Raw genomic sequence first — 22325 nt, 5'->3', positions numbered from 1 at the left:
AGTGCCACTTTCGGACCGTCATATCGCGTTTCGTGATGCCAATATGCATCAAGGCCATTTGTATTGTCACCCCTCGGTTGCCGGGGCGCCCCCTTGAAAAGCGTTGCCTTCAACGTAATCGCATGGGTCCTCCTGCATTTGCAGATGCAACCCGTCGCCGTCATATGGGTGCGCGCGGGCCAGGTCTTCATCGACATCGATCCCAAGGCCCGCAGCATCCGGGGCGGCGACAAAGCCATTCTCGACCCGGATCGAGCCCTTGATCAGTAGATCGTGGAACGGTGTTTCGATGGTTTCCAGAAGCAGCAGGTTGGGAATGGACGCCGCCAGATGAATATTGGCGGCCCATTCCACCGGACCCGCATAGAGGTGCGGTGCCATCTGCGCGTTGAAGACCTCGGCCATGGCGGCGACTTTCTTCATCTCCCATATTCCGCCTGCACGCCCCAGCGCCGGTTGCAGGATTTCGGCGGCTCCGGCGCGCAGGACGGCTCCGAATTCGGCCTTTGTGGTCATCCGTTCTCCGGTGGCAACCGGAATGCGTACATTGCGCGCGACGCGGGCCATGTCTTCGATATTGTCCGGCGGCGTAGGTTCCTCGAACCACAGGGGTTGGTATGGTTCCAACGCCTGCCCCAGCCGAATTGCACCGGCTGTGTTGAACTGGCCATGGGTGCCGAACAGCAGATCGGCCCTGTCCCCCACGGCCTCGCGGATCGCTTTGCAGAAGGCGACGGACATGGAAATGTCGCTCATCGCGGGCATGTGCCCGCCGCGGATGGTATAGGGGCCGGCCGGGTCGAATTTCACGGCGGTGTAGCCACGGTTCACCATTTCCGCCGCCGTTTCACCGGCCTGTTCGGCAGAGGTCCAGAAATCGTTCAGGTTGTGCTGGGGCAGGGGGTACAGGTAAGTATAGGCCCGGATCCGGTCATTCATCCTGCCGCCCAGCAGCGCATGCACCGGCCTGTCGCGATCTTTGCCCAGAATGTCCCAGCAGGCAATTTCCAACCCCGAGAATGCGCCCATCACCGTCAGGTCCGGCCGCTGCGTAAAGCCGCTGGAATAGGCGCGGCGGAACATGAGTTCAATGTTTTCGGGGTTTTCTCCCAACATATGCCGGTCGAACACGTCCTGAATGACATGACGCATCGCTACAGGGCCCACGGACGAGGCATAACACTCACCCCATCCCGTGATGCCGGTATCGGTCGTCACTTTGACAAGTATCCAGTATCGCCCTCCCCAGCCCGGGGCGGGCGGGGCGGTGACGATGACGTCGAGATCCTGAAGTTTCATCCCAAATCCTTTCGGTGGGTCAGGTCCTGTCGAACAGGATCACATTTCGCTTGGCCGATCCGGATTTGGTGTCGGCGATGGCCTCGTTGATCTGATCCAGAGACCAGCGGCCCGAGATCAGCTCGTCCAGTTTCAGCCGTCCCTGCTTATACAGGTCCACCATCCAGGGTATGTCGCGCTGAATGACCACGTCGCCCATTTTCGACCCGACGACACCCTGGCCCAGGGCTGCCAATACAACGGGTTCATAGCTGGCCATGTCACCGGAATGTGGCATTCCGATCATGATCGCCTTGCCGCCGCGCCCAAGATAGCGCGGAGCCTGATCATAAGCGGGAATCGCGCCGACGGTGATCAGAACGGCATCGGCACCGCGCCCCCCCAGCGCCCTGTATGCGGCTTTCCATGGTTGATCCAAGCTGGCCAAAACGCCGTGGGTTGCGCCGAACTCTTTGGCGATCTCAAGCTTTTCTTCGGTCATGTCCACGGCCACGATCCGCCGCGCGCCTGCAATCCGCGCGCCTTGAATTGCGTTCAGGCCGACCCCGCCCGCCCCAATGACCACCACGTCCTGACCAGGGCGCACGCCTGCCGCATTAACCGCAGCGCCGACCCCGGTGATCACGCCGCAGGACAGCAGGCTGGCCAGTTCCTTAGGCAGGTCATCCGGGATTTTGACAATCTGGCGGTGGCTTACCACGACCTTTTCAGCAAAGGCCCCGCATGCCATCGCCTGTTCGAGCGCGCCGCCATCGCCTGTTTTCAATGGACCTTTGACAGTGTCGTAAGGTGTTTCGCAAATTGTCGGTTGCCCGCCTGCACAGGCAGGGCAAGACCCGCAGGCGCGGATCAGGGTCACCACCACAGGGTCGCCGACCTTGAAATCCCCGGCCGCGTCTCCGACTGCGGTGATCACGCCTGCGGCTTCGTGCCCGTAAACCGCTGGCAGGAACCCTCCCCATGCGCCTTCGGCATAGGAAATGTCCGAATGGCAGATGGCCACGGCATCCAGTGTCACCTGGACCTCGCCCGTGCCGGGGGGGGCCAGATAAATGTCTTCGATCACCAATGGCTCGCCAAATGCCCGGCAGACTGCGGCTTTGATTTTTTGCATGTTGTCCCTCACTCCCGTTGGGTTCACGGTGGCGCGGGAAAAGGCGGCTCGCAAGGCAGAAACCGCCATTTGCGTGTCGTTGTTACGCCACGACAGGCCGGGACCGTCTAAACAGTAGGAACCCTGCCAGCATCAACAAGAGTGCCAGCAGAAACGGGGCGCCAGGCAGGTAGAGCGGGGTGTCAGGTCGAATGAACTGCGCGAATACGCTGGTCATCACCAACGGTGAGATCACCATCGAAAGCGCATGCAACGCAGTCAGGACACCCTGCAATTCACCTTGCTGAGAATCTGGTGTGGCCCGCGACATCATCGCCTGAAGGGCGGGCGTGATGACCGCCCCAATGGCGGTAATCGGAATGAGAAGCAGTGCTATCAGGCCGTTGGTCAGAAAGGCCAGAATGGCGAAGCTTATGATTTCAAAGATCATGCCATAGATGATTGTTGCCCGCTCGCCCAAAAGCCGGATGGCCGGGCGGATCAGACCGCCTTGCACGACGGCCATGCCGATACCATAGATTCCAAGCGACAGGCCGATCATCTGCGCGGACCAACCGAAGCGCTCGGTCGTGAAATAGGACCAGATGGCCGGATAGACGTAGATTGAAACCGAATACAGGAAATAGACCCACAGCATAGGCCGGATGCCGGGCAATGATGCTATGGCGCGAAGCGAGTTCACCGGGTTCGCGCGCCGCAGGTTGAAGGCACGCCTGTTTTCATCGGTCACCGTTTCCGGCATCACGAAATATCCGATGCAGAAGGTCAGCGCCGCCAAACCCGCAGCAGCCCAGAATGGTGCGCGGGTTCCAAATTCGCTTAGCAATCCGCCGATCACCGGACCCAGAACGAACCCCACGCCAAATGCCGCGCCCAGAAGGCCGAAATTTGCGGCCTTGTCTTTTGGGTCGGACACATCGGCCATGAAAGCCGCCGCCGTCGAATGGGTGGCCGCCGTTATGCCGCCGACGATACGTCCGACCAGCAAAAGCCAGATGCTGCCCGCCAAGGCCATGACGACGTAGTCCAGCGCCATGACGAACAAGGACACCAGCAATACCGTTCTGCGCCCGTAAGCATCGGAAAGGTTTCCCAGAATGGGGCCGAAGATGAATTGCATCGCGGCAAAGGCTGTGCTCAGCACACCGCCCCAGATCGCGGCATTGGCCAGGGTGCCGCCCTGAACCTCGACGATCAGTTGCGGCATGATCGGCATCACAAGACCAATGCCCATAGCATCGATCATGACGATGCAGAGGATAAAGAAAAACGGCAGACGCATGGGACCTGAACACATGAGTTGTGAGCGGCACCCTAGTCATGCCCGACGAATGAGGGAAGAGACAGTTCTGCGGGACACCCCATGTCGTTGCGGCAGGTTGTTAGAGTTTGCCCGCCAGTTCGGACAGAAGCTCAGCCAATTCCTGCGGATGTGAAAAAAACGGCGAATGCGAGCTGTCGATTGTACGTCGAAGGTTTTCGGGGACGCAGGCGCTCATGTCTGCCTGGTACTCGGTCGGTATCGTGTGGTCGTCGGTTGTTCGGATATAGGCCTTGGGGACCTTGGAAAAGCGTGGGCCGACAGGCAGCGGTGTTTCTTGTGGCAGGATGGCTTGCGGACACAGGCGCGCGTATGCGTATGGCAGGACGTCGTCCGGGCAATCGTGATAAAACAGCTGTGGGATCGCATCCACTGACACGGTATAGGAAAGCCCGTCCGCAGATTTTTCCACTGCGTGCGCAATGGTTTGCCGTGGCCCGCGCCTGCGCATTTCCGCCATCGAAAGACCATCCCGAGGGACATAGGCACACAGGTAAATCAAGGCGCGCATCGCATCCGGGCGGGCCTCGGCCGCTGCGCTGATCGGAAAGCCGGCCCAGGAATGGCCGACGACGATCGTATCGGGTGTACAGGCGTTCAAAATGGCATCGCGGCAACCGTCCAGCGTGACGTCGGCCACCGGCGTGGGGTCTGCACCATGGCTGGGCATGTCGATGGCGCGGGCGGTATGGCCCAGGGCTTCCGAAGCAGGGATCAGGTCGCGCCAGCACCAGGCGCCGTGACACGAGCCATGGACCAACAGGAAGGACGCCATTGTCATTCTCCTTCAGACATGTCCGATCTCGGTCAGAAATCCGGTCAGGATTTCTGCGTATTCCGCGGGATTCTCAACGCAAGGCAAATGTCCAACGCGGCGGATCAGCCGAAATCGGGATCCGGGAACAAGATCAATCGTTTCCCGCACCAGATCGGGTGGGGTCGATCCGTCTTCGCTGCCCGCAATTCCAAGCGTGGGCAGGCGCAGGCCGCTTGTGGGGGTATAAAAGTCGGTACCGGCAATGGCGGCACAGCAGCCCAGATACCCTTCGACTGGTTGGCTGACCATCATATCGCGCCAGGGCAGGTAATTTTGGGAGTGGCGGAATTCGCGCGAGAACCAACGCTCCATCGTGGCATTGGCCAAAGCCTCGATCCCGCCCTTTCGCACCGCCTGAATGCGCTCTTGCCAGATCGAAGGCGTGGCGATCTTGGCAGCGGTGTTCGATAGCACCAGCGCACGAATCTGGTCCATGCGTTTGATCGCCAGCCCCTGCGCGATCATCCCGCCAATCGAGAGGCCGACAAAGACGCAATCGCGAACCTGAAGGTGATCTAGCAGCGCCTCGGCATCCCGCACCAAAGCGCCCATCGAATAGGGTGCAGGGGGCACCGAGGATTGCCCGTGCCCACGTTTGTCATACCGGATGATGCGCAGCCCGTCGGGCATGTATGGCAGCACCGCGTCCCAAAGATGCAGGTCGGTTCCCAGGGAATTGGCAAACACAATGGGTGCACCGTCCGTGGGGCCGTCGATGCGATAGTTCAGTTTCACGTCGCCCAGATCAGCGATCATCATGACAAAGGTCCTTGTCGTCATGCCGTCCTGACGTAATTTGCACGGCTTTCGCACCGATGTCAGGTCAGGAATTCCAACGCCTTAGCAAATATTCCCGGATCGACATTCCCGCCCGATGTGACGACGATCACGTCGTCGCCTTCGATCTCGTCGCCCCGGAAAAGGGCCGCGGCCAGTGCTACGGCGCCGCCGGGTTCCAACACGATTTTAAGGCGCAGAAAGGCATATGCCATGGCCTGCAATGCCTCGTCTTCGGTGACAGAGAGTCCGGGGCCGCAAAGACGGTGAAGGATCGGAAAGGTGATGTCGCCGGGCTGCGGTGTCAGGATCGCATCGCATATGTTACCTGACGCCGCATTGTTGTTTTGAATGCGACCTGACGCCAAGGATCGTTTGACGTCGTCGAACCCTTCCGGCTCACAGGGGCGCGCCCGCAAATTCGGTGCGTGTTTCTCCATCGCCAGCGCAATGCCCGAGGTCAATCCTCCGCCGCCGCAACAGATCAGAACATCCGACTGCGAAACCCCAATTTCCGCTGCCTGCCTGGCGATTTCCAGCCCGGTTGTGCCTTGTCCCGCGATGACTTGCGGTTCGTCATAGGGGCGGATCAGGGTCAGACCACGTTCAGCAGCGATGGCTTCGCCTATTTCCTCCCGTTTTTCATTCGCGCGATCGTACAAAACGACTTCGCCGCCCAGCGCGCGGGTGTTGTCGATCTTGAGCTGCGGCGCGTCCGACGGCATGACAATGACCGAGGCAATCCCATGTTTCGAAGCGGCCATCGCAACGCCTTGCGCATGGTTGCCCGATGAATATGCGATCACACCACGCTGGCGTATGCCTTCATCCAGCGCCGAAATGGCCGACCACGCGCCGCGAAACTTGAAACTGCCGGTATGTTGCAGGCATTCCGGTTTGACCCAAATGCGGCGGCCCGCAAGCGTGTCGAGAAAGGGCGACGACAGGATCGGCGTTTCGCGAACGTGTCCTTTCAGCCGTTCTGCGGCGGCTTCGATCATCTCAAATGTGCTCATGCGGCGTTCTTCAATACCTTCTGTATCAGGTCCAGTGATTGGACTTCGTTCAGGAACGGAACATGCCCGCGATCCGGTACCTCGACCGAGATCAGCTCCGGGTGTCGATGCCGCATCTCGGCCAGAGTGTCCGCGCCCAGAACATCGGAATTCGCGCCCCGGATCACACCGGTGGGAATGCCACGCAAGGCTTCGAAGAACACCCAAAGATCAGGGGCTGCCGCGCTTGCAGCTTGTTCAAGAAGCGCCTTGCGCAGGGCTGGATCATATCGCAGCTTCAGCCTGTCTTTGCGCATTTCATACTGAAATTCTGCCTGCGTGCGCCAGGTCTCCAGTGGAACACCGGGAAATTGTGGCTCCATTACGTGTTTCAATGCGGCGGCGGCTTCATCATAGGTTTTGGCGGTGGGCTGCGCCCCCACGTAGGCCATGATCTTGGCGATGCCCGACGGCTCGATAACCGGACCCACGTCATTCAGAATTACGGCGGCCAGACGTTCGGGGTGGCTTGCGGCCAGCGCCATGGCGATCAGCCCGCCGCGCGATGTTCCCAGAATGACTGCTTTCTCGATCCCCAGATGATCGAGCAGCTCAATCGCGTCATGGGATTCGCGGAAGATATTGTAATTCATGAAGTCGGGGTCGTATTCCGAACGCCCGCGCCCCCTGTAATCCATGGCGATCATGCGCAGGCCCGAGGCATGTGGCGCAAAAAACGAAAAGTCGCGGCTGTTTCGGGTCAGACCGGCCAGGCACAAAAGCGGCGTGCCGGTGCCGGACTCTTTGAAATAGATGCGCCTGCCGTCCGTTGTCATGAATTCTGACATCAGAGACCGGCCAGCTTGGGAATCGAGGCCAGATCGGACAGCACATGCGCAGGTGTCCAGGGAAGGCGATCCATGGGTTCACCAATCCGATTGACCCATGCGGTCACAAAACCGTACCCGCTGGCCCCGGCAGCGTCCCAGCCGTTCGAACTGACGAACAAAACGTCATCGCGTGCGCAGCCAAACCTGTCTTGCACCAGATCATAGACACGGGCGTGGGGTTTGAAGACGCCGACGCTTTCGACCGACAGCACATCATCCAATACATCGCCGATTCCGGCGGACTTCACGGCTCCGTCCAGCATCGGGGGCGACCCGTTGGACAGGATCGCCGTTTGCAGCCCACCATCCTTGAGGGCTTTCAGCATGGCCGGAACTTCTGGATAGGCCTGCAATTCCCAATAGAGATCAAGCAGACGTTGGCGCAGCCCCGGGTTGCCTTGCAGGCCTGCGGCCTCCAGAGCCCAATCCAGCCCGTCCTGGGTAACGTCCCAGAAATCCGCATGCGCATCCGCCACGGCGCGCAGCCATGTGTATTGCAGTTGTTTCAGACGCCAATGCCCCGCAACGGTGGTCCATTTGTCTTTCAGGGCTTCGAAACCCGGCTCGTCTGCCGCCTGCCGGGCAGCCGCGGCAACATCGAACAATGTTCCGTAGGCATCGAACACACAGGTCGTGATCGGCATATGGTCCTCCTTAGATTGCGCGCAGGTTGGCACATCGGCGCAGAGGGTGAAAGAGCCGAGGGTTTACAACATTGTGTCAACCTATAGGGTTGGCCGCTTAACCCCTTGGAACGGCCGGAGGCCACGATGACCGAAATCAAACAAGGCGACACGGTTCGCATCCACTACACCGGGACATTGCTGGACGGCAAAGTCTTTGACAGCTCGGACGGGCGTGATCCGTTGGAATTCGTGGTCGGGTCGGGCCAGATCATCCCGGGGCTGGACCGTGCCATGCCGGGCCTGTCCACCGGGGACAAGACGCGGGTGGAAATTGCCTGTACAGACGCCTACGGCCCGATCAACCCTGCGATGCGTCAGGAAATTCCCCGTGAAGGCATTCCAGACGACATCCCCCTGGATCCCGGGACACAGTTGCAGATGCAAACGCCAGAAGGTCAGGCCGTGCCTGTAACGGTTGTGGATTCAAACGAAGCCACCGTTACTCTGGATGCAAATCACCCGCTGGCAGGGCAGGATCTGGTTTTCGAGATCGAAGTCGTTTCAGTCAACTGAGACATGGTTCGGGCCGGATGTCCGGCCCGGATCTCACCCTATCAGAGCGTGAATCGCGGCCCTTACCTGTGGCTGCGTAAAGAAGACGAACACCAGCAACAGTGAAGTCAACGTAAGCAATAGCACCCTGGCCCGTTGGCTGAGAAAGCCGGGCTTTCGCCGGCTTTGCGTCGCGCGTGCATTGTTTGCAATGATTTGGTCAAGTTTGCTCATATCGATTACCTGCCGCCTAATGATGGTGAAATCTGGGCAGCGGCAGGGAAAGATATGGTCACATGGATTCGGGCTGAGGCATGCCCAGAACGTGGAAGCCACCGTCAACGCGGATGATCTCTCCCGACGTGCAGGCACCTGCATCTGACGTCAGGTACACAGCCGTTCCGCCGACAGCTTCAAGTGTGGCGTTAGAGCGCATCGGTGCATTCTGATCGCAGAATTTGTAGGTCTTGCGGGCACCGCCGATCGCTGCACCGGCGAGGGTTCTCATCGGCCCTGGGGAAATCGCGTTCACGCGGATGCCATCGGGGCCAAGATCGTTGGCCAAATAGCGCGTTGCCGATTCCAGCGCAGCCTTTGCGACACCCATCACGTTGTAGTTGGGCACAACCCGGTTGGAGCCCTGATACGTCAGGGTCAGCAGGGAACCGCCATTGTCTTTCATCAACGGATAGGCGCGACGCGCGACCTCGATGAAGGAATAGGCCGAGACATCCATCGAATGCTTGAAATTCGCACGTGTGGTATTCAGGAACCGACCTGTCAGCTCGGACTTGTCCGAATAGGCGATAGCATGCACCAGGAAATCTATGGTGGGCCAACGTTCGGCCAGCTCGCCAAAAGCGCGATCCAGCGACTCGTCGTCGGTGACATCCGCATCGACCATGAAATCGCTGCCCAGGCTCTGAGCCAGCGGCTCCAGCCGCTTTCCGAATGCCTCGCCCTGATAGGTGAATGCCAGTTCGGCGCCAGCCTCGTGCATGGCCTTGGCAATGCCCCACGCAATCGAGCGGTCATTGGCCACGCCCATGATCAGGCCGCGTTTACCTTTGAGAAGATCCGACATTACTTTCACCCGTTATACTTTGAAAGAACCATGGACCCGTTCGTGCCGCCAAAGCCGAAGCTGTTGGTCATGACACTGTCCAGTCCTGCGTTTTCAACCACTTGAGTTGCAATTTCACCGGGCTGAATGCCTTCGGCAAGCGTGTCGACATTGATCGATGGAGTAATGAAATCATTTTCCAGCATCAGCAGGCAGAAAATCGTCTCAAGCGCGCCCGCCGCGCCCTGAGCGTGGCCTGTCATCGACTTCGTCGAGGAGATGGGGGGTACATTGCCTTCGCCAAAGATGCGGCGCACCGCCTCTACCTCACCCACGTCGCCGACGGGGGTCGAGGTGCCGTGAGCATTGATATAGCCGACCTTGCGCCCCTCGGGCAGGGTACTCAGAGCTAGTCGCATCGCGCGCTCGCCGCCCTCACCTGAAGGAGCAACCATGTCGTGACCATCTGAAGTTGCGGCATAACCTGTAACTTCAGCATAAATTTTGGCGCCGCGGGCCAGAGCGTGGTCCAGCTCTTCCAGAACAACGATTCCACCGCCGCCCGAAATCACGAAACCATCGCGGTTTTCGTCGAACGCGCGCGAGGCTTTATCGGGTGTGTCATTATATTTCGACGACATCGCGCCCATTGCGTCGAACAGGCAGGAAAGCGTCCAGTCCAGTTCTTCACCGCCGCCGGCGAACATCACGTCCTGCTTGCCCAGCATGATCTGTTCGGCCGCGTTGCCGATGCAATGCAGCGAGGTCGAGCAGGCCGAGGTGATCGAATAGTTGATGCCCTTGATCTTGAACGCGGTCGCCAGATTGGCCGAGATCGTCGAGCACATGCATTTTGGCACGGCAAATGGCCCGATCCGCTTGGTCGCGCCCGTCTTCAGAACGGTTTGATGCGCCGTCAGCATCGCGCTGGTCGAAGGTCCGCCAGACCCCGCAACCAGCCCGGTGCGTGGATTGACGATCTGGTCTTCGGTCAGACCAGAATCGGCAATCGCCTGGCTCATGGCGATATGTGCATAGGCGGCCCCTGGACCCATAAAGCGCAATGTGCGCTTGTCCACATGCTGGGCCACGTCGATCTTGAGCGTACCCGCGATCTGGCTGCGAAAACCATGTTCTGCCATCTGCTCGCTGGCCACGATCCCGGATTTACCTGCTTTGAGCGAGGTCAGAACCTCTTCGGCATTGTTCCCGATCGAGGACACAACCCCCAGACCGGTGACGACTACTCGACGCATGTGCGCACTCCTTGTTTCAGACCGTTCAGGCTCAGGCCTCGGATAGAACGACCTTCATGTCCTTGACATCATAAATCATCTCGCCATCGGCTTCGACAATGCCATCCGCCACACCCATTGTCAGGCGGCGCGTTTGAATCGCTTTTTTGAAATCGATTTTATACGTCAGCATCTTGCGGTCCGGGCGAACCATGCCGGTCAGCTTTACTTCGCCGACGCCGACGGCCATGCCGCGCCCCTGCCATCCACGCCAGCCAAGGTTGAAACCGGTCAGTTGCCAAAGCCCGTCCAGCCCCAGACAGCCCGGCATGATCGGGTTGCCCGGAAAGTGGCACTCAAAGAACCAAAGGTCGGGTGTGATGTCGAATTCGGCCAGCACATGGCCCTTGCCGTGCAGACCACCATCGGCAGAGATGTCGGTGATCCGGTCCATCATCAGCATCGGTGGGGCGGGCAATTGTGCGTTGCCGGGGCCAAATAACTCACCACGAGCGCATTTCAGCAGATCATCTTTGTCAAAACTGCTAGGGAACTGGGCCATTCTGCCACCTTTCCTGCCGGGGGTCTGTCTTTACATCTGGCTTCGTCTAACACCCGTTTGCAAGGTCCTGCAAGAGCGGCGCGCCACATCATGTTGTGTTGGTTCTTATCTTGCGAATGAATTTCATTTGTAATTGCCGGTGATGCGCCCCTATATATAAAGGCAGGAATAATGGGTATCGGATCGATGACACCTCAGAGCCGCGAAATCGCAACAGGTTGGCTGGTGAATGCCGGCTTGCGACCGACGCGTCAGCGCGTGGCGCTGGCCGAGCTTCTGGTGGGCGACGGCCGCCATCGCCACGTCACCGCAGAAAGCCTTTTTGAATCGGCAAAGGCGAATGGGGATGCGGTGTCTCTGGCAACGGTCTACAACACTTTGCGTGCTTTTTGCGATGCGGGTGTGCTGCAAGAAATCACAGTGGACGGATCGAAAAGCTATTTCGACACGAACACGCATGATCATCCCCACTTTTATTGGGAAGACGACGCAAGGCTAAGCGATGCGCCGTCGGATCAGCTGGTCATTCAGCGCCTTCCCGAGGCGCCGGAAGGTGTCGAAATCGCCTCTGTCGATGTCGTCATTCGCTTGCGCAAGAAGTAACAGACCTTAAACGCCTGTCAGCCCGGCCACCAAAACACGTTCGGCCTTTTCTGTGGTCGTGTCAGAGGGTCCTGTGCCGTGCCGCGCCAGAACGACGGATTCTGCTGTGTCCGGATTGGCAATCGGTACGCTGACCAGATGCTTGTTGTCATAGCTGAAGCTGCTGGGTGGGCTGGCATAGCTGATCCCGATTCCCTCACCATGGGCGGCAAGGCTGCGTTGAATCTCAAGGGATGCCGCCCGGTGCGCGACGGTAGGGCGCAGCCCGTTTTGTCGGAACAGGCCGAGAATGTGTTGGGCGGATAATCCTTCCGAAGACAGAATCAACGGATGACCTTCCAGCGCTGCAAGGGTGACTTCTGTGGTTGTCGCCAATGGATGATCCGGGGACATCAAGGCCTTCGGTCTGCTGTCGAACAGTTTTGTACGGGCGAACCCCGCATCCATGGTCAGGTCGTATGTGATTGCGATGTCAATCTGGCCATCCATCAATCCATTCAGCAGCCCTTCGAAGGACCCGGCCACATAGGTAAGGTTGAGATCGGTGAACGTGTTGCGGAGAAGTTGCAGGGCCGGGGCCAAAAGGAAGGGGGCCAGGTCCGTAAAGCAGCCCAATCTCAGCCTGGATGTGCCCGGCGCGGAGGTATCGGACGTTTCGATTCGCGCAGCATTTTTCAGCAAGACCTCGGCGTTCTCTATGAACGTACGTCCCTGAGGTGTCAGTGCCATGGCTGCACCCCGGCGGCGAACGAACAGCGGATACCCCAAATGGGCTTCAACACGCGTCAGCGCAGTGGACAAGGCCGGTTGCGAAACATTGAGATGCTGGGCTGCCGCCGACAAACTGCCGTGACGCCCGACTGCACAGACATATTCATATTGGCGCAACGAAATATATAACATGAGATTAATAATAACTTCGAAAGATATGATTTGAACAGAATACATTTTTCCGGTCAAAAGCAAAAAAACTTCAGGAGCTTCCGATGCCACACCGTCTTGTTACTCAGCAGATGATCGACACTTATCAGGCCGACGGCGTCGTACTGGTCAAAGGGCTGTTTGCGGATCACGTGGATCAACTGCGCGATGGTGTGGCCGCGAATATGGCCGATCCCGGTCCCTATGCCTCGGAAAACAAGAAGGCGGGTGAAACAGGTCGTTTCTTTGATGATTACTGCAATTGGACCCGGATTCCGCAGTTCCGCGACGTGATCGAGACGTCTCCCGCAGCTGAGGTTGCTGCGGATCTGATGCAATCGAAACGCGTTCAGATGTTTCACGATCACGTGCTGGTCAAGGAGCCCGGTACGTCGATGGCGACACCGTGGCATCAGGACGGCCCATATTATTTCGTCGAGGGTCAGCAGACGATAAGCTTCTGGTCTCCGCTTGATCCGGTCAGACAGGCGACGCTGCGGTGTGTTGCCGGGTCGCACCGATGGGATAAAGAAGTTCTGCCGACCCGATGGGTTTCCGAGGACGGCTTTTTCCCGGATGAAGGTCAGTACATCCCCGTGCCGGATCCGGATGCCGAAGGTATGAAGGTCATCGAATTCGAGATGGAGCCCGGCGATGCCGTCGCTTTCAACTATCGCACGCTGCACGGTGCGCGCGGAAACCAGTCGGACAGCCGTCGCCGCGCCTTTTCACTGCGGCTGGTGGGCGACGATGCCCGGTATGTAGAGCGCCCCGGCCGAACCTCGCCCCCGTTTCCCGGTCATGACATGACGCCGGGACAGCGCCTGCGCGAGGATTGGTTTCCGATCTTGTTGCAGCGCCAGGCCGGCTCAGAACCACTGACCTGATTCGATCAGCCCGAGATCCAGCAGCTGGCGGGACTGCCATTCAAACGGCACCGCGTTGCGCCAGCGAAAGCTTCGGATGTCAAAGGTTGACCCTGCATTGGATTTCAGCGCCTTCGCGGCACGGAAAGAACAAATGGCGGCCGTCAGGTTGTGATGCCAAGGACAGGAATAGGTATTGTATTCCGGTTCGTTGAAGGTGTGATCGGGTCTCAGCACCAGGTTTTTTTGTGCTTTGAACAATGCGATGCGGTCGATCCTGCGACGTTCGTAGGGAATGTGGTCCTCGAACCGCCACCGCAACCCGCCCGAAAGATCCACCTGACGGTCCAGCGGTTGGCCGCTTGGGTCGTGGCGGGTATGGGCATAATAGCCAACACTGTCGAACATGGCCTGATCGGGGGCCACGCCATTGGGATGTGCGGTCAGATCCTCGGCGTACAGGTCAATGACATAGCTGAGCATCGCATTGCGACGCTCTTCACCATGAAAGACAAGCATCTCGCCCACGCTGCGCGTTTCGCAGTAGGGAAAGAACAGGTATTCGGCGTTGTAGCAATAATACATCCAGATGCCGGGTGCGGCCTGAATGATCCTGTTTATGGTTTCGAACACGACCAGCCGGGGAACACATTTCAAATTGACCCGATGCACCTTGGCGGACAGGTCCTCTGTCAGATGAAACTCGTCCGGTGCAAAGACGATGACGGATTTGAAACCCAGCCTCAGATGATGGTGCAGCGTGCTGGCCAACTCGACGTCGTCCTCGGCAAAAATCAATGCTACGGGGCCTTTGGCCAGTGCGGCCTGTCCCGATTTCAGGAAATGGTCGAGGGAATCGTACGTCATCGGGTGCTTTTTGGTCCGGCCTTGCTGGAAAGTCCTGCCAAATTCGGGTAATTGCGCCCGCATTGCAAGCGGCGTTCGAAGCGTATAGATGACGCCGATCCAGCGAATGCAAAGGCCCGTCCCATGTCTGAACCGAAGAAGCTGTTTATCAAGACTTATGGCTGTCAGATGAACGTCTATGACAGTGAACGCATGTCCGAGGCGCTGGGCGGGCAGGGCTATGTCGAAACCAAAACGCCTGACGATGCCGACATGATTCTGCTGAACACTTGTCACATCCGCGAAAAAGCGGCTGAGAAAGTGTATTCGGAACTCGGTCGCTTCAAGGGTCTGAAAGCCGAAAAGCCTGACCTGAAAATCGGTGTGGCAGGCTGTGTTGCGCAGGCCGAAGGTGAAGAAATCATGCGCCGCCAACCGCTGGTCGATCTGGTCGTCGGTCCGCAAAGCTATCACCGTCTGCCCGAGATGGAGGCCAAGACCCGTGCGGGCGAAAAGGCACTGGACACCGATTTCCCCGAGGAAGACAAGTTTGAAAAACTGAAAAACCGTCCCAAGGCCAAACGCGGCCCGACGGCGTTTCTGACCGTTCAGGAAGGGTGCGACAAGTTCTGCGCCTTCTGCGTGGTGCCTTATACGCGTGGGGCCGAAGTCAGCCGCCCCGCTGATCGCATCATCCGCGAAGCCCATGATCTGGTTGAACGCGGCGTGCGCGAGATCACGCTGTTGGGTCAGAACGTGAACGCCTATCACGGGGCCGGCCCCGACGGAGACATGACCCTGGCCGGGCTGATCTGGGAACTGAACAAGGTTGACGGGCTGGAACGTATTCGTTTCACCACGTCGCACCCCAATGACATGGCCGACGACCTGATCGAGGCACATGGCAGCTGTGAGAAACTGATGCCGTATCTGCACCTGCCGGTTCAGTCGGGCTCGGACCGTATCCTCAAGCGAATGAATCGCAGCCACACGGCAGAAAGCTATCTGCGCCTGATCGAACGCATTCGTGCGGCGCGCCCGGATATTGTGATGTCGGGGGACTTCATCGTCGGCTTCCCAGAAGAAACCGAAGAGGATTTTCAGGCAACGATGGATTTGGTTGAAGAGGTCAAATACGGCTACGCCTATTCCTTCAAGTATTCCACACGCCCGGGAACACCAGCGGCCGAGCGGGCTCAGGTTGATCCGGCTGCGGCGGATGATCGATTGCAGCGCCTTCAGGCCCTTATCACACGGCACCAAAGGGAAATTCAGGACGGTATGGTCGGTCGTACAGTCCGCGTTTTGTTTGAAAAACCGGGCCGCCTGCCGGGCCAGATGGTCGGAAAATCCGAGTATCTGCATTCGGTGCATGTGAAAGGGCCCGAGATTGCCGTTGGTGATCTGAAAGAGGTCCGGATCACCGACTCGGGCGCCAACTCTTTGGCGGGTGAGCTGCTCTGAGTCGGTAAGATTCCGCCGTTCAGACACCATAGTTGGTGTTTGTTTCCAAAATTTACCCTTGATTTATTGCTTGGAACTATGCTCCGAGAGGAGCCATGTTTTTCAGGCGCCGTTATTGCGTCAAAAAACGATTGTACGCCGATCTTAAGATCGGAGTGATGGAGGTACGAGTGCCAATCTTGAACAGCTTCAGGACCCTGAGCCTAGTGAAAACCTTGCCTTTGGCCTCGGTTGTTACTTTTTTTGCCAGCGCGACGATTGCCGGAGACCTGAAGGGTACGACAACCGATCCTGTCGTTATCAGCCCCAAGAAGTTCAGCAGTGACGTCAGTGCATTTTACCTGGGGATTGCTGGAGGCTACGCCTCAGGCTGGGACGATCGATTTGGTCTGAGAACGCCCGCCGGGCTGTTTGATATTGGCGACCTGAACGTATCCGGCGCATACGGCGGCTTTCGTGGTGGTTGGCGTGGTGTTCTGCCTTCAAGGTGGGGGCGTGATTTCGTCTATGGTTTTGAAGTCAGTTATGATTTCGGATCCTTGGACGACAGTGTCAGGGCCCAGATCGGCGGTTCGAACGTTGAGGGTGGGGCAGAGATATCTGACGTTTTGTCCCTCAAATATCGAAGCGGCCTGACAAGCCGAGATGGTCGGGTTCTGTACTTTTTCAGCGTCGGTTACCTGTGGGGCGATGTTGAAACAACCAACAACATCACATCCGGAGCTACAGTACAGAGCTTTTCGGCATCGGATCGGCGGGGCGGATATACCGCAAGCATCGGTGCCGAACACAAGCTGACCGACAATTGGTCGGTCACCGGCGAATACGAATACGTCCAGTTCAAATCCGAAGACGTTCAATTCGGTTCGGGCTTTTCCACGAAGTCCACACCGAAATACGGCGGCTTGAGATTCGGGCTGAACTATACGTTCTGATGCGCGTCTGACAGGCTTTTTTCTTTTGTATGATCGGCGCTTTTGTCATCCGCGGGCTTATTTTTGAAACTGTGGCTTGCGCCCACCGAGATTTGTTGTCTACGCTCGGGGTGAACCGCCAAGACAGGAGAACGGATTGGCCATCGGTGCCCTGACCCCACCGCAAGACGAAATGCCCCAACGCGAGGCGTTTTTAGAGTTTCCCGACAACCGATTGTTGATTGACCTGTGCGGCGAATACGACCGCAATCTGACCGACATCGAAAGCAAGCTTTCCGTCCAGATCGTACGCCGCGGCAACCAGCTTGTCGTGATGGGCGATGAAGACGCCCAGAAGCAGGCTATTGAAGTGCTGCAATCGCTTTACACGCGCTTGGAAGGCGGGCGCGAGGTCGAGGCCGCGGACGTGGACCGAGAACTGCGGATGGGTGGTTCGGAACAGGGGACCGGCAGCCGCGACGGCGATCAGTTGGAAATGTTCAAGGGCGGTTCAGTCGAGATCAAAACCCGCAAGAAACTGGTGGAACCGCGCACGGACGCCCAGAAAGCTTATGTGCAGTCACTGTTTCAAAATGAGCTTGCATTTGGCATTGGGCCTGCTGGCACAGGGAAAACCTATCTGGCTGTTGCCGTGGGCGTGTCGATGTTCATTGGCGGGCATGTGGATCGAATCATCCTCAGCCGCCCGGCGGTCGAAGCGGGTGAAAAATTGGGCTATCTGCCCGGTGACATGAAAGACAAGGTCGATCCCTACATGCAGCCGCTGTACGACGCGCTGAATGATTTTCTGCCCGGCAAGCAACTGGCCAAGTTGATTGAGGAAAAGCGAATCGAAATAGCGCCGCTGGCGTTCATGCGTGGACGCACGTTGGCCAATGCTTTTGTGGTGCTGGACGAAGCACAAAACGCCACGACCATGCAGATGAAGATGTTCCTGACTCGTCTGGGCGAAGGCAGCCGCATGGTAATCACCGGCGACAGGTCTCAGGTGGATTTGCCGCGCGGCGTTCAGTCGGGTTTGCAGGATGCGGAAAGACTGTTGAAAACGATCCCCAACATCAGTTTCAACTATTTCACGTCCAAGGACGTGGTTCGCCACCCGCTTGTGGCCGCGATCATCGAGGCGTATGAGGCGGATGCGGGCCGGGAATCCACTTGATTGCAAGGCTCATTCACAGGGCTTTTGTGCGATAAGATGAATCTGGAACTCACTGTCGAAGACGACCGGTGGCAAGGGCTTGAAGCTTTGTCGCGGCAAGCGATATCCGCTGTCCTTTCCTATGCGGAACTGGACCCTGAACTTTGCGAGATCAGCGTTCTGGGATGCGATGACGCACGCATTTCGGAACTGAACGCCGAGTTTCGCGGCAAACCAGCCGCCACCAATGTTCTGAGCTGGCCGGCAGAAGATTTGGCCCCGGAGGAAGCCGGGCAAGCGCCCCATCCGCCAAAGCCGGATTTCACCGGTGAAATTCCTTTGGGCGATATTGCGATCTCCTTCGACACCTGCGCGCGTGAGGCGGATGAGGCAGGCAAGGACATTGACGATCACGTCATCCATTTGCTTGTTCACGGAACGTTGCATTTGCTGGGATATGATCACATTCGTGACCCCGACGCCGCTTTGATGGAAGGGATTGAGGTCGAGATACTTGGCAAGTTGGGTATAGATGACCCATATAAGGTATAAGGTGGGTCATGTGACCCGATCAGTTGGAACAAGGTAATGGGCGAAACAGACGGCAGTTCTAGGGCGGCGCAAAGCGCGCAACCTCAGGACAGCGGCAATGATACAGAAGAGAAAAGCGGGTTTATTTCCCGAATTTTCGATGCGTTTTCGAGTCAGGAGACTCAGCAAAACCCGGGGATGAACGGGCAGAGCGCAGCGGCAGCTCGGCCTCACGGGATGATGAACCTGCGCAGGATGCGCGTCGAAGACGTGGCCATTCCCACGGCCGAGATCATCGCGGTTCCTTCGACCATCACCAAGGATGAGCTGGCTGACGTATTCCGGGACAGTGGGTTGTCCAGAATTCCGGTCTATGAAGGAACGCTGGATACGCCGTTGGGCTTCGTTCACCTCAAGGATTTAGCGCTGACCCATGGTTTCAATGGCGGTGCGGACAAGTTTGACCTGAAATCCATGTTGCGCACGCTTTTGTTCGTGCCGCCTTCAATGCCGATCGGTGTCCTGCTGACCAAGATGCAGACCGAACGTCGCCATATGGCGTTGGTGATTGATGAGTATGGCGGCGTCGACGGGCTGCTGACGATCGAAGACTTGATCGAGCAGGTCGTGGGTGAGATCGCGGACGAACACGATGCAGACGAAGATCAGCTTTGGGTGCAGGAAAAGCCGGGCTGTTACGTTGTGCAGGCACGTGTGCCGCTTGAGGACTTCGAGGCCGAGATCGGCAGATCCTTGACCAGCCACGAGGATGTGGATGAAGAAGACATCGACACGCTGGGGGGGCTAGTGTTCATGCTGTCCGGGCGTGTTCCGGCACGGGGTGAGGTCGTGATTCATCCGGAAGGGCCGGAATTCGAAGTGATCGAAGCCGACCCGCGACGCATCAAACGGTTGCGCGTCATGCTGCCGGACGTCGCTGCATGACGCCTGTCCGGGGCTGGCCGTTATCGTTGAGATTGTTTGCCGCCGCCGCACTGGGCGCCTTCGGCGCTTTTGGCCAGGCACCGCATGGGTATTGGGGCGCTACGGTTGTTGCACTGGTTTTGATCGTTCCGGTGTTCCTCGCCAGTGAAACCCGTGCTCGCGCGGGGTGGATCGGCTGGTTCTTCGCCACCGGCTATTTTGCCCATGCGCTCAGCTGGATCATCGAGCCCTTTCAGGTGGATGCAGAGCGTCACGCCTGGATGGCACCGTTTGCGCTGGTGTTCATGGCTGGCGGGCTCGCCCTGTTCTGGGCAATTGCGTTTCGACTTGCGCGGCATGTTGGCGCGACCGCCATGCAGCAAGGCGTTTTGCTGATCGCAACGCTGTCGCTGGCCGAACTGGCCCGGGGATACGTGCTGACCGGGTTCCCTTGGGGCGGAGTGGCGCAAATCTGGATGAATACGCCCGTGGCGCAAGTGCTGTCTCTGGTGGGGCCGTATGGCTTGAATGCGCTGACATTTGCCGTGGCGTTTCCGATAGGGGCGGCACTGATTCAGGAAAGACGCTTGCGGGCACTGGTCCGTCCACTGGGATTTACAGCTGCGGCGGCGGTGCTGGCGATTGGCTATGCGTCGATGCGGCCAACGGTTCAGGAAGGCCGGCACACAGTTCGTGTCGTTCAGCCCAACGCGCCGCAACACCAAAAGTGGGACCCGGCATATGCGCCCTTGTTCTTTGCCCGTCAGATTGAATATTCCGCCGCTTTGCCCAGACCGGACCTGATCGTCTGGCCCGAGACCGCAGTTCCAGCCTGGCTGGGCAGCGCGCAACCGTATTTGACGGCCATTGCGGATGCCGCTCAGGGGACGCCCGTGGTTTTGGGGATCCAGCGTGGAGACGGCCCGAGGATTTTCAACTCGATGGTCTATCTGGATGAAGCCGGGCAGCAGGGCGGTCTGTATGACAAACACCATCTGGCCCCGTTTGGAGAATATGTGCCTTTTGGCGAGTTGATGGGCCGTTTTGGGATTTATGGGATGGCGGCCACAACGGGGCATGGATTCAGCGCAGGGCCGGGGCCCGAGCTCTTGGGCCTTGGCAAATTGGGAAGGGCGCTGCCTCTGATCTGTTACGAAGCCGTGTTCCCGCAAGATGTGAACGGGGCGGCGGGTCGGGCAGACTTTCTGTTGCAGATCACAAATGACGCGTGGTTCGGAACGCGTTCGGGACCGTTTCAGCATCTGGCACAGGCCCGGATGAGGGCGATTGAACAGGGTCTGCCGATGATCCGTTCGGCCAATACCGGCATATCGGCCATGATTGACCCGTTGGGTCAGGTCACGGCCTCATTGGCGCTGGGCAAGGCGGGATACGTGGATGCGATCCTGCCGCAGCCACATCAGCCAACAGTTTATTCCCGCATCGGGGACAGCCCTGTTCTTGGGTTGCTATTGTTTCTTGCTGCATTGGCGTGGTTCAACATCCGTCGCCTGAGCAAATAATTAGAGATTGACCCCATCTTTAAGCGAGCGTATGCGTCTGTGACCTGTCACAACGGCTTCCTGGCGTGGCGGAGAAACCCCTAATGGAGCGCATTTATGTCCCGACAGAACTATACATTTACTTCGGAATCCGTTTCCGAAGGGCATCCCGACAAGGTCTGTGACCGTATCTCGGATGCTGTCCTTGATGCATTTCTCAATGAAGAACCAGAAGCCCGTGTGGCCTGCGAAACTTTTGCCACGACCAACCGGGTTGTGATCGGTGGCGAAGTAGGTCTGTCTGATCAAGACAAGCTGCACGATTACATGGGTCGCATCGAACAGATCGCCCGCGACTGTGTCAAAGACATCGGTTACGAGCAGGACAAGTTTCACCACGAAACTATCGAAGTAACCAATTTGCTGCACGAACAATCTGCCCATATCGCTCAGGGCGTTGACGCTGCGGACGACAAGGACGAAGGTGCCGGCGACCAGGGCATCATGTTCGGTTATGCCACGACTGAAACTCCGGCGCTGATGCCCGCGCCGATCCAGTATTCGCACGCCATCCTGCGACGTCTGGCTGAAGTGCGCAAGAATGGCACCGAACCTGCTTTGGGCCCCGATGCAAAGTCGCAGCTGTCAGTCGTTTATCGCGACGGCAAGCCGGTCGGCGTCAGCTCGATCGTTTTGTCTACGCAGCACCTGGATGAAGCGCTGACTTCGAATGACATCCGCGCCATCGTCGAGCCTTATATCCGTGAAACCCTGCCTGACGGCTGGCTGTCGGCCGAAACCGAATGGCACGTCAACCCGACCGGCAAATTCGTTATTGGCGGGCCGGATGGCGACGCGGGCTTGACCGGGCGCAAGATCATCGTGGACACCTATGGCGGTGCGGCCCCTCATGGCGGCGGCGCGTTCTCGGGCAAGGACCCGACCAAGGTTGACCGTTCGGCAGCATACGCAGCACGCTATCTGGCCAAAAACGTCGTGGCGGCCGGCATGGCCGAACGCTGCACGATTCAGCTGAGCTATGCGATTGGCGTGTCCAAGCCGCTGTCGATCTATGCCGACACACATGGAACCGGTCAATTGGCGGATGCGGTTATCGAAAAAGCTGTGGGTGAGGTCATGGATCTGACACCGCGCGGCATTCGCCAGCATCTGCAACTGAACAAGCCGATCTATCAGCGCACAGCTGCATACGGCCACTTTGGTCGCCAGCCGAGCGATGATGGTGGTTTCAGCTGGGAGCGCACCGATCTGGTCGATGCGTTGAAATCCGCAGTCTGACCTGAACAACACAAAGCGCGCCTTTGAGGGCGCGCTTTTTCCTTG

General features: G+C 58.2%; 23 protein-coding genes and 1 riboswitch. Of the genes, 10 read left to right on the top strand and 13 right to left on the bottom strand.

Annotation, left to right across the window (positions count from 1 at the left end; translation table 11 throughout):
• Positions 1–66: 66 nt before the first annotated feature.
• From GS605_RS15120 to GS605_RS15085, 8 genes are all read right to left on the bottom strand, one after another.
• Positions 67–1299, bottom strand: a complete 1233-nt coding sequence (locus GS605_RS15120) for a mandelate racemase/muconate lactonizing enzyme family protein (RefSeq protein ID WP_171724491.1) — start codon at positions 1297–1299, stop codon at positions 67–69.
• Between the two features lie 19 nt (positions 1300–1318).
• Complete coding sequence (locus GS605_RS15115; protein WP_171724490.1) at positions 1319–2413, bottom strand: Zn-dependent alcohol dehydrogenase; 1095 nt, start codon at positions 2411–2413, stop codon at positions 1319–1321.
• 82 nt (positions 2414–2495) lie between these two features.
• Positions 2496–3695, bottom strand: a complete 1200-nt coding sequence (locus tag GS605_RS15110; RefSeq protein WP_171724489.1) for a TCR/Tet family MFS transporter — start codon at positions 3693–3695, stop codon at positions 2496–2498.
• A 100-nt stretch (positions 3696–3795) separates the two neighbouring features.
• Complete coding sequence (locus GS605_RS15105) at positions 3796–4509, bottom strand: alpha/beta fold hydrolase (protein ID WP_171724488.1); 714 nt, start codon at positions 4507–4509, stop codon at positions 3796–3798.
• A 12-nt stretch (positions 4510–4521) separates the two neighbouring features.
• Positions 4522–5310 carry a 3-oxoadipate enol-lactonase gene (gene pcaD, locus GS605_RS15100; protein WP_171724487.1) on the bottom strand — a complete coding sequence of 263 codons (789 nt, stop codon included), beginning with the start codon at positions 5308–5310 and terminating at the stop codon, positions 4522–4524.
• 59 nt (positions 5311–5369) lie between these two features.
• Complete coding sequence (locus GS605_RS15095) at positions 5370–6344, bottom strand: threonine/serine dehydratase (RefSeq protein ID WP_171724486.1); 975 nt, start codon at positions 6342–6344, stop codon at positions 5370–5372.
• Positions 6341–7171 carry an alpha/beta fold hydrolase gene (locus GS605_RS15090; protein ID WP_171724485.1) on the bottom strand — a complete coding sequence of 277 codons (831 nt, stop codon included), beginning with the start codon at positions 7169–7171 and terminating at the stop codon, positions 6341–6343. The genes GS605_RS15095 and GS605_RS15090 overlap by 4 nt, the downstream gene beginning before the upstream one ends.
• Positions 7171–7857, bottom strand: coding sequence for a haloacid dehalogenase type II (locus GS605_RS15085; RefSeq protein WP_171724484.1), 687 nt, complete (start codon positions 7855–7857; stop codon positions 7171–7173). Before GS605_RS15085 ends, GS605_RS15090 begins: the two co-directional genes overlap by 1 nt.
• Positions 7858–7983: 126 nt before the next feature.
• Here GS605_RS15085 and GS605_RS15080 point away from each other — a divergent pair, with 126 nt between their 5' ends.
• Positions 7984–8412 (top strand): peptidylprolyl isomerase, encoded by a 429-nt coding sequence (locus tag GS605_RS15080; RefSeq protein ID WP_171330048.1) that lies wholly within the window; start codon positions 7984–7986, stop codon positions 8410–8412.
• Between the two features lie 271 nt (positions 8413–8683).
• On the opposite strand, the gene GS605_RS15075 is transcribed toward GS605_RS15080, so the two are convergent.
• The 3 genes from GS605_RS15075 to fabA are packed head-to-tail and all read right to left on the bottom strand — an operon-like array spanning position 8684 to position 11251.
• Positions 8684–9475 carry an enoyl-ACP reductase gene (locus GS605_RS15075; protein WP_171636730.1) on the bottom strand — a complete coding sequence of 264 codons (792 nt, stop codon included), beginning with the start codon at positions 9473–9475 and terminating at the stop codon, positions 8684–8686.
• Positions 9476–9480: 5 nt separating this feature from the next.
• The gene (gene fabB / locus GS605_RS15070; RefSeq protein ID WP_171117367.1) at positions 9481–10710 is read right to left on the bottom strand and encodes a beta-ketoacyl-ACP synthase I; all 1230 of its coding nucleotides are present in this window, start codon (positions 10708–10710) and stop codon (positions 9481–9483) included.
• A 31-nt stretch (positions 10711–10741) separates the two neighbouring features.
• A complete protein-coding gene (fabA, locus tag GS605_RS15065) occupies positions 10742–11251 on the bottom strand; it encodes a bifunctional 3-hydroxydecanoyl-ACP dehydratase/trans-2-decenoyl-ACP isomerase (protein WP_152457158.1) in 510 nt (169 codons plus the stop codon).
• A gap of 186 nt (positions 11252–11437) precedes the next feature.
• Here fabA and irrA point away from each other — a divergent pair, with 186 nt between their 5' ends.
• Positions 11438–11854, top strand: coding sequence for an iron response transcriptional regulator IrrA (gene irrA / locus GS605_RS15060; protein ID WP_170344907.1), 417 nt, complete (start codon positions 11438–11440; stop codon positions 11852–11854).
• A gap of 6 nt (positions 11855–11860) precedes the next feature.
• Here irrA and GS605_RS15055 read toward each other — a convergent pair whose 3' ends face one another.
• Entirely contained in the window at positions 11861–12757 is an 897-nt protein-coding gene (locus GS605_RS15055) for a LysR family transcriptional regulator (protein ID WP_171724483.1), read from the bottom strand.
• Between the two features lie 83 nt (positions 12758–12840).
• Between GS605_RS15055 and GS605_RS15050 the strand changes: the two genes are divergently transcribed.
• On the top strand, positions 12841–13662 hold the full coding sequence (locus tag GS605_RS15050; RefSeq protein WP_171724482.1) for a phytanoyl-CoA dioxygenase family protein: 822 nt from the start codon (positions 12841–12843) through the stop codon (positions 13660–13662).
• Here GS605_RS15050 and GS605_RS15045 read toward each other — a convergent pair.
• On the bottom strand, positions 13645–14508 hold the full coding sequence (locus GS605_RS15045) for a hypothetical protein (protein ID WP_171724481.1): 864 nt from the start codon (positions 14506–14508) through the stop codon (positions 13645–13647). The two genes, GS605_RS15050 and GS605_RS15045, sit on opposite strands and share 18 nt — an antisense overlap.
• A 123-nt stretch (positions 14509–14631) precedes the next feature.
• Between GS605_RS15045 and miaB the strand changes: the two genes are divergently transcribed.
• The 7 genes from miaB to metK all read left to right on the top strand — a co-directional run bounded on the left by miaB (position 14632) and on the right by metK (position 22280).
• Positions 14632–15951: a tRNA (N6-isopentenyl adenosine(37)-C2)-methylthiotransferase MiaB gene (gene miaB / locus GS605_RS15040; protein WP_171636739.1), complete on the top strand. Its 1320-nt coding sequence runs from the start codon at positions 14632–14634 to the stop codon at positions 15949–15951.
• A 170-nt stretch (positions 15952–16121) separates the two neighbouring features.
• On the top strand, positions 16122–16886 hold the full coding sequence (locus GS605_RS15035) for an outer membrane protein (RefSeq protein ID WP_371807765.1): 765 nt from the start codon (positions 16122–16124) through the stop codon (positions 16884–16886).
• Positions 16887–17022: 136 nt separating this feature from the next.
• Positions 17023–18045: a PhoH family protein gene (locus GS605_RS15030; protein WP_171636743.1), complete on the top strand. Its 1023-nt coding sequence runs from the start codon at positions 17023–17025 to the stop codon at positions 18043–18045.
• Between the two features lie 36 nt (positions 18046–18081).
• The gene (ybeY, locus tag GS605_RS15025; RefSeq protein WP_171724479.1) at positions 18082–18576 is read left to right on the top strand and encodes an rRNA maturation RNase YbeY; all 495 of its coding nucleotides are present in this window, start codon (positions 18082–18084) and stop codon (positions 18574–18576) included.
• 36 nt (positions 18577–18612) lie between these two features.
• Positions 18613–19500, top strand: coding sequence for a hemolysin family protein (locus GS605_RS15020; protein WP_171636747.1), 888 nt, complete (start codon positions 18613–18615; stop codon positions 19498–19500).
• Positions 19497–21002: an apolipoprotein N-acyltransferase gene (gene lnt, locus GS605_RS15015; RefSeq protein ID WP_171724478.1), complete on the top strand. Its 1506-nt coding sequence runs from the start codon at positions 19497–19499 to the stop codon at positions 21000–21002. The genes GS605_RS15020 and lnt overlap by 4 nt, the downstream gene beginning before the upstream one ends.
• Positions 21003–21043: 41 nt before the next feature.
• Positions 21044–21093: riboswitch (SAM-SAH riboswitch) on the top strand.
• 5 nt (positions 21094–21098) lie between these two features.
• Entirely contained in the window at positions 21099–22280 is a 1182-nt protein-coding gene (metK, locus tag GS605_RS15010; protein ID WP_171724477.1) for a methionine adenosyltransferase, read from the top strand.
• The last annotated feature ends 45 nt before the right edge of the window (positions 22281–22325 follow it).

It is taken from the genome of Ruegeria sp. HKCCD7559 (assembly GCF_013110575.1).
GTDB lineage: Bacteria > Pseudomonadota > Alphaproteobacteria > Rhodobacterales > Rhodobacteraceae > Ruegeria.
This window is presented reverse-complemented; position numbering and strand designations above follow the sequence as displayed.

Excerpts from the sequence above, each read along its gene's own strand:
- GS605_RS15120 (WP_171724491.1), bottom strand. The coding sequence starts at position 1,299 with ATGAAACTTCAGGATCTCGACGTCATCGTCACCGCCCCGCCCGCCCCG.
- GS605_RS15115 (WP_171724490.1), bottom strand. The coding sequence starts at position 2,413 with ATGCAAAAAATCAAAGCCGCAGTCTGCCGGGCATTTGGCGAGCCATTG.
- GS605_RS15110 (WP_171724489.1), bottom strand. The coding sequence starts at position 3,695 with ATGCGTCTGCCGTTTTTCTTTATCCTCTGCATCGTCATGATCGATGCT.
- GS605_RS15105 (WP_171724488.1), bottom strand. The coding sequence starts at position 4,509 with ATGGCGTCCTTCCTGTTGGTCCATGGCTCGTGTCACGGCGCCTGGTGC.
- pcaD (WP_171724487.1), bottom strand. The coding sequence starts at position 5,310 with ATGATGATCGCTGATCTGGGCGACGTGAAACTGAACTATCGCATCGAC.
- GS605_RS15095 (WP_171724486.1), bottom strand. The coding sequence starts at position 6,344 with ATGAGCACATTTGAGATGATCGAAGCCGCCGCAGAACGGCTGAAAGGA.
- GS605_RS15090 (WP_171724485.1), bottom strand. The coding sequence starts at position 7,171 with ATGTCAGAATTCATGACAACGGACGGCAGGCGCATCTATTTCAAAGAG.
- GS605_RS15085 (WP_171724484.1), bottom strand. The coding sequence starts at position 7,857 with ATGCCGATCACGACCTGTGTGTTCGATGCCTACGGAACATTGTTCGAT.
- GS605_RS15080 (WP_171330048.1), top strand. The coding sequence starts at position 7,984 with ATGACCGAAATCAAACAAGGCGACACGGTTCGCATCCACTACACCGGG.
- GS605_RS15075 (WP_171636730.1), bottom strand. The coding sequence starts at position 9,475 with ATGTCGGATCTTCTCAAAGGTAAACGCGGCCTGATCATGGGCGTGGCC.
- fabB (WP_171117367.1), bottom strand. The coding sequence starts at position 10,710 with ATGCGTCGAGTAGTCGTCACCGGTCTGGGGGTTGTGTCCTCGATCGGG.
- fabA (WP_152457158.1), bottom strand. The coding sequence starts at position 11,251 with ATGGCCCAGTTCCCTAGCAGTTTTGACAAAGATGATCTGCTGAAATGC.
- irrA (WP_170344907.1), top strand. The coding sequence starts at position 11,438 with ATGACACCTCAGAGCCGCGAAATCGCAACAGGTTGGCTGGTGAATGCC.
- GS605_RS15055 (WP_171724483.1), bottom strand. The coding sequence starts at position 12,757 with ATGTTATATATTTCGTTGCGCCAATATGAATATGTCTGTGCAGTCGGG.
- GS605_RS15050 (WP_171724482.1), top strand. The coding sequence starts at position 12,841 with ATGCCACACCGTCTTGTTACTCAGCAGATGATCGACACTTATCAGGCC.
- GS605_RS15045 (WP_171724481.1), bottom strand. The coding sequence starts at position 14,508 with ATGACGTACGATTCCCTCGACCATTTCCTGAAATCGGGACAGGCCGCA.
- miaB (WP_171636739.1), top strand. The coding sequence starts at position 14,632 with ATGTCTGAACCGAAGAAGCTGTTTATCAAGACTTATGGCTGTCAGATG.
- ybeY (WP_171724479.1), top strand. The coding sequence starts at position 18,082 with ATGAATCTGGAACTCACTGTCGAAGACGACCGGTGGCAAGGGCTTGAA.
- GS605_RS15020 (WP_171636747.1), top strand. The coding sequence starts at position 18,613 with ATGGGCGAAACAGACGGCAGTTCTAGGGCGGCGCAAAGCGCGCAACCT.
- lnt (WP_171724478.1), top strand. The coding sequence starts at position 19,497 with ATGACGCCTGTCCGGGGCTGGCCGTTATCGTTGAGATTGTTTGCCGCC.
- metK (WP_171724477.1), top strand. The coding sequence starts at position 21,099 with ATGTCCCGACAGAACTATACATTTACTTCGGAATCCGTTTCCGAAGGG.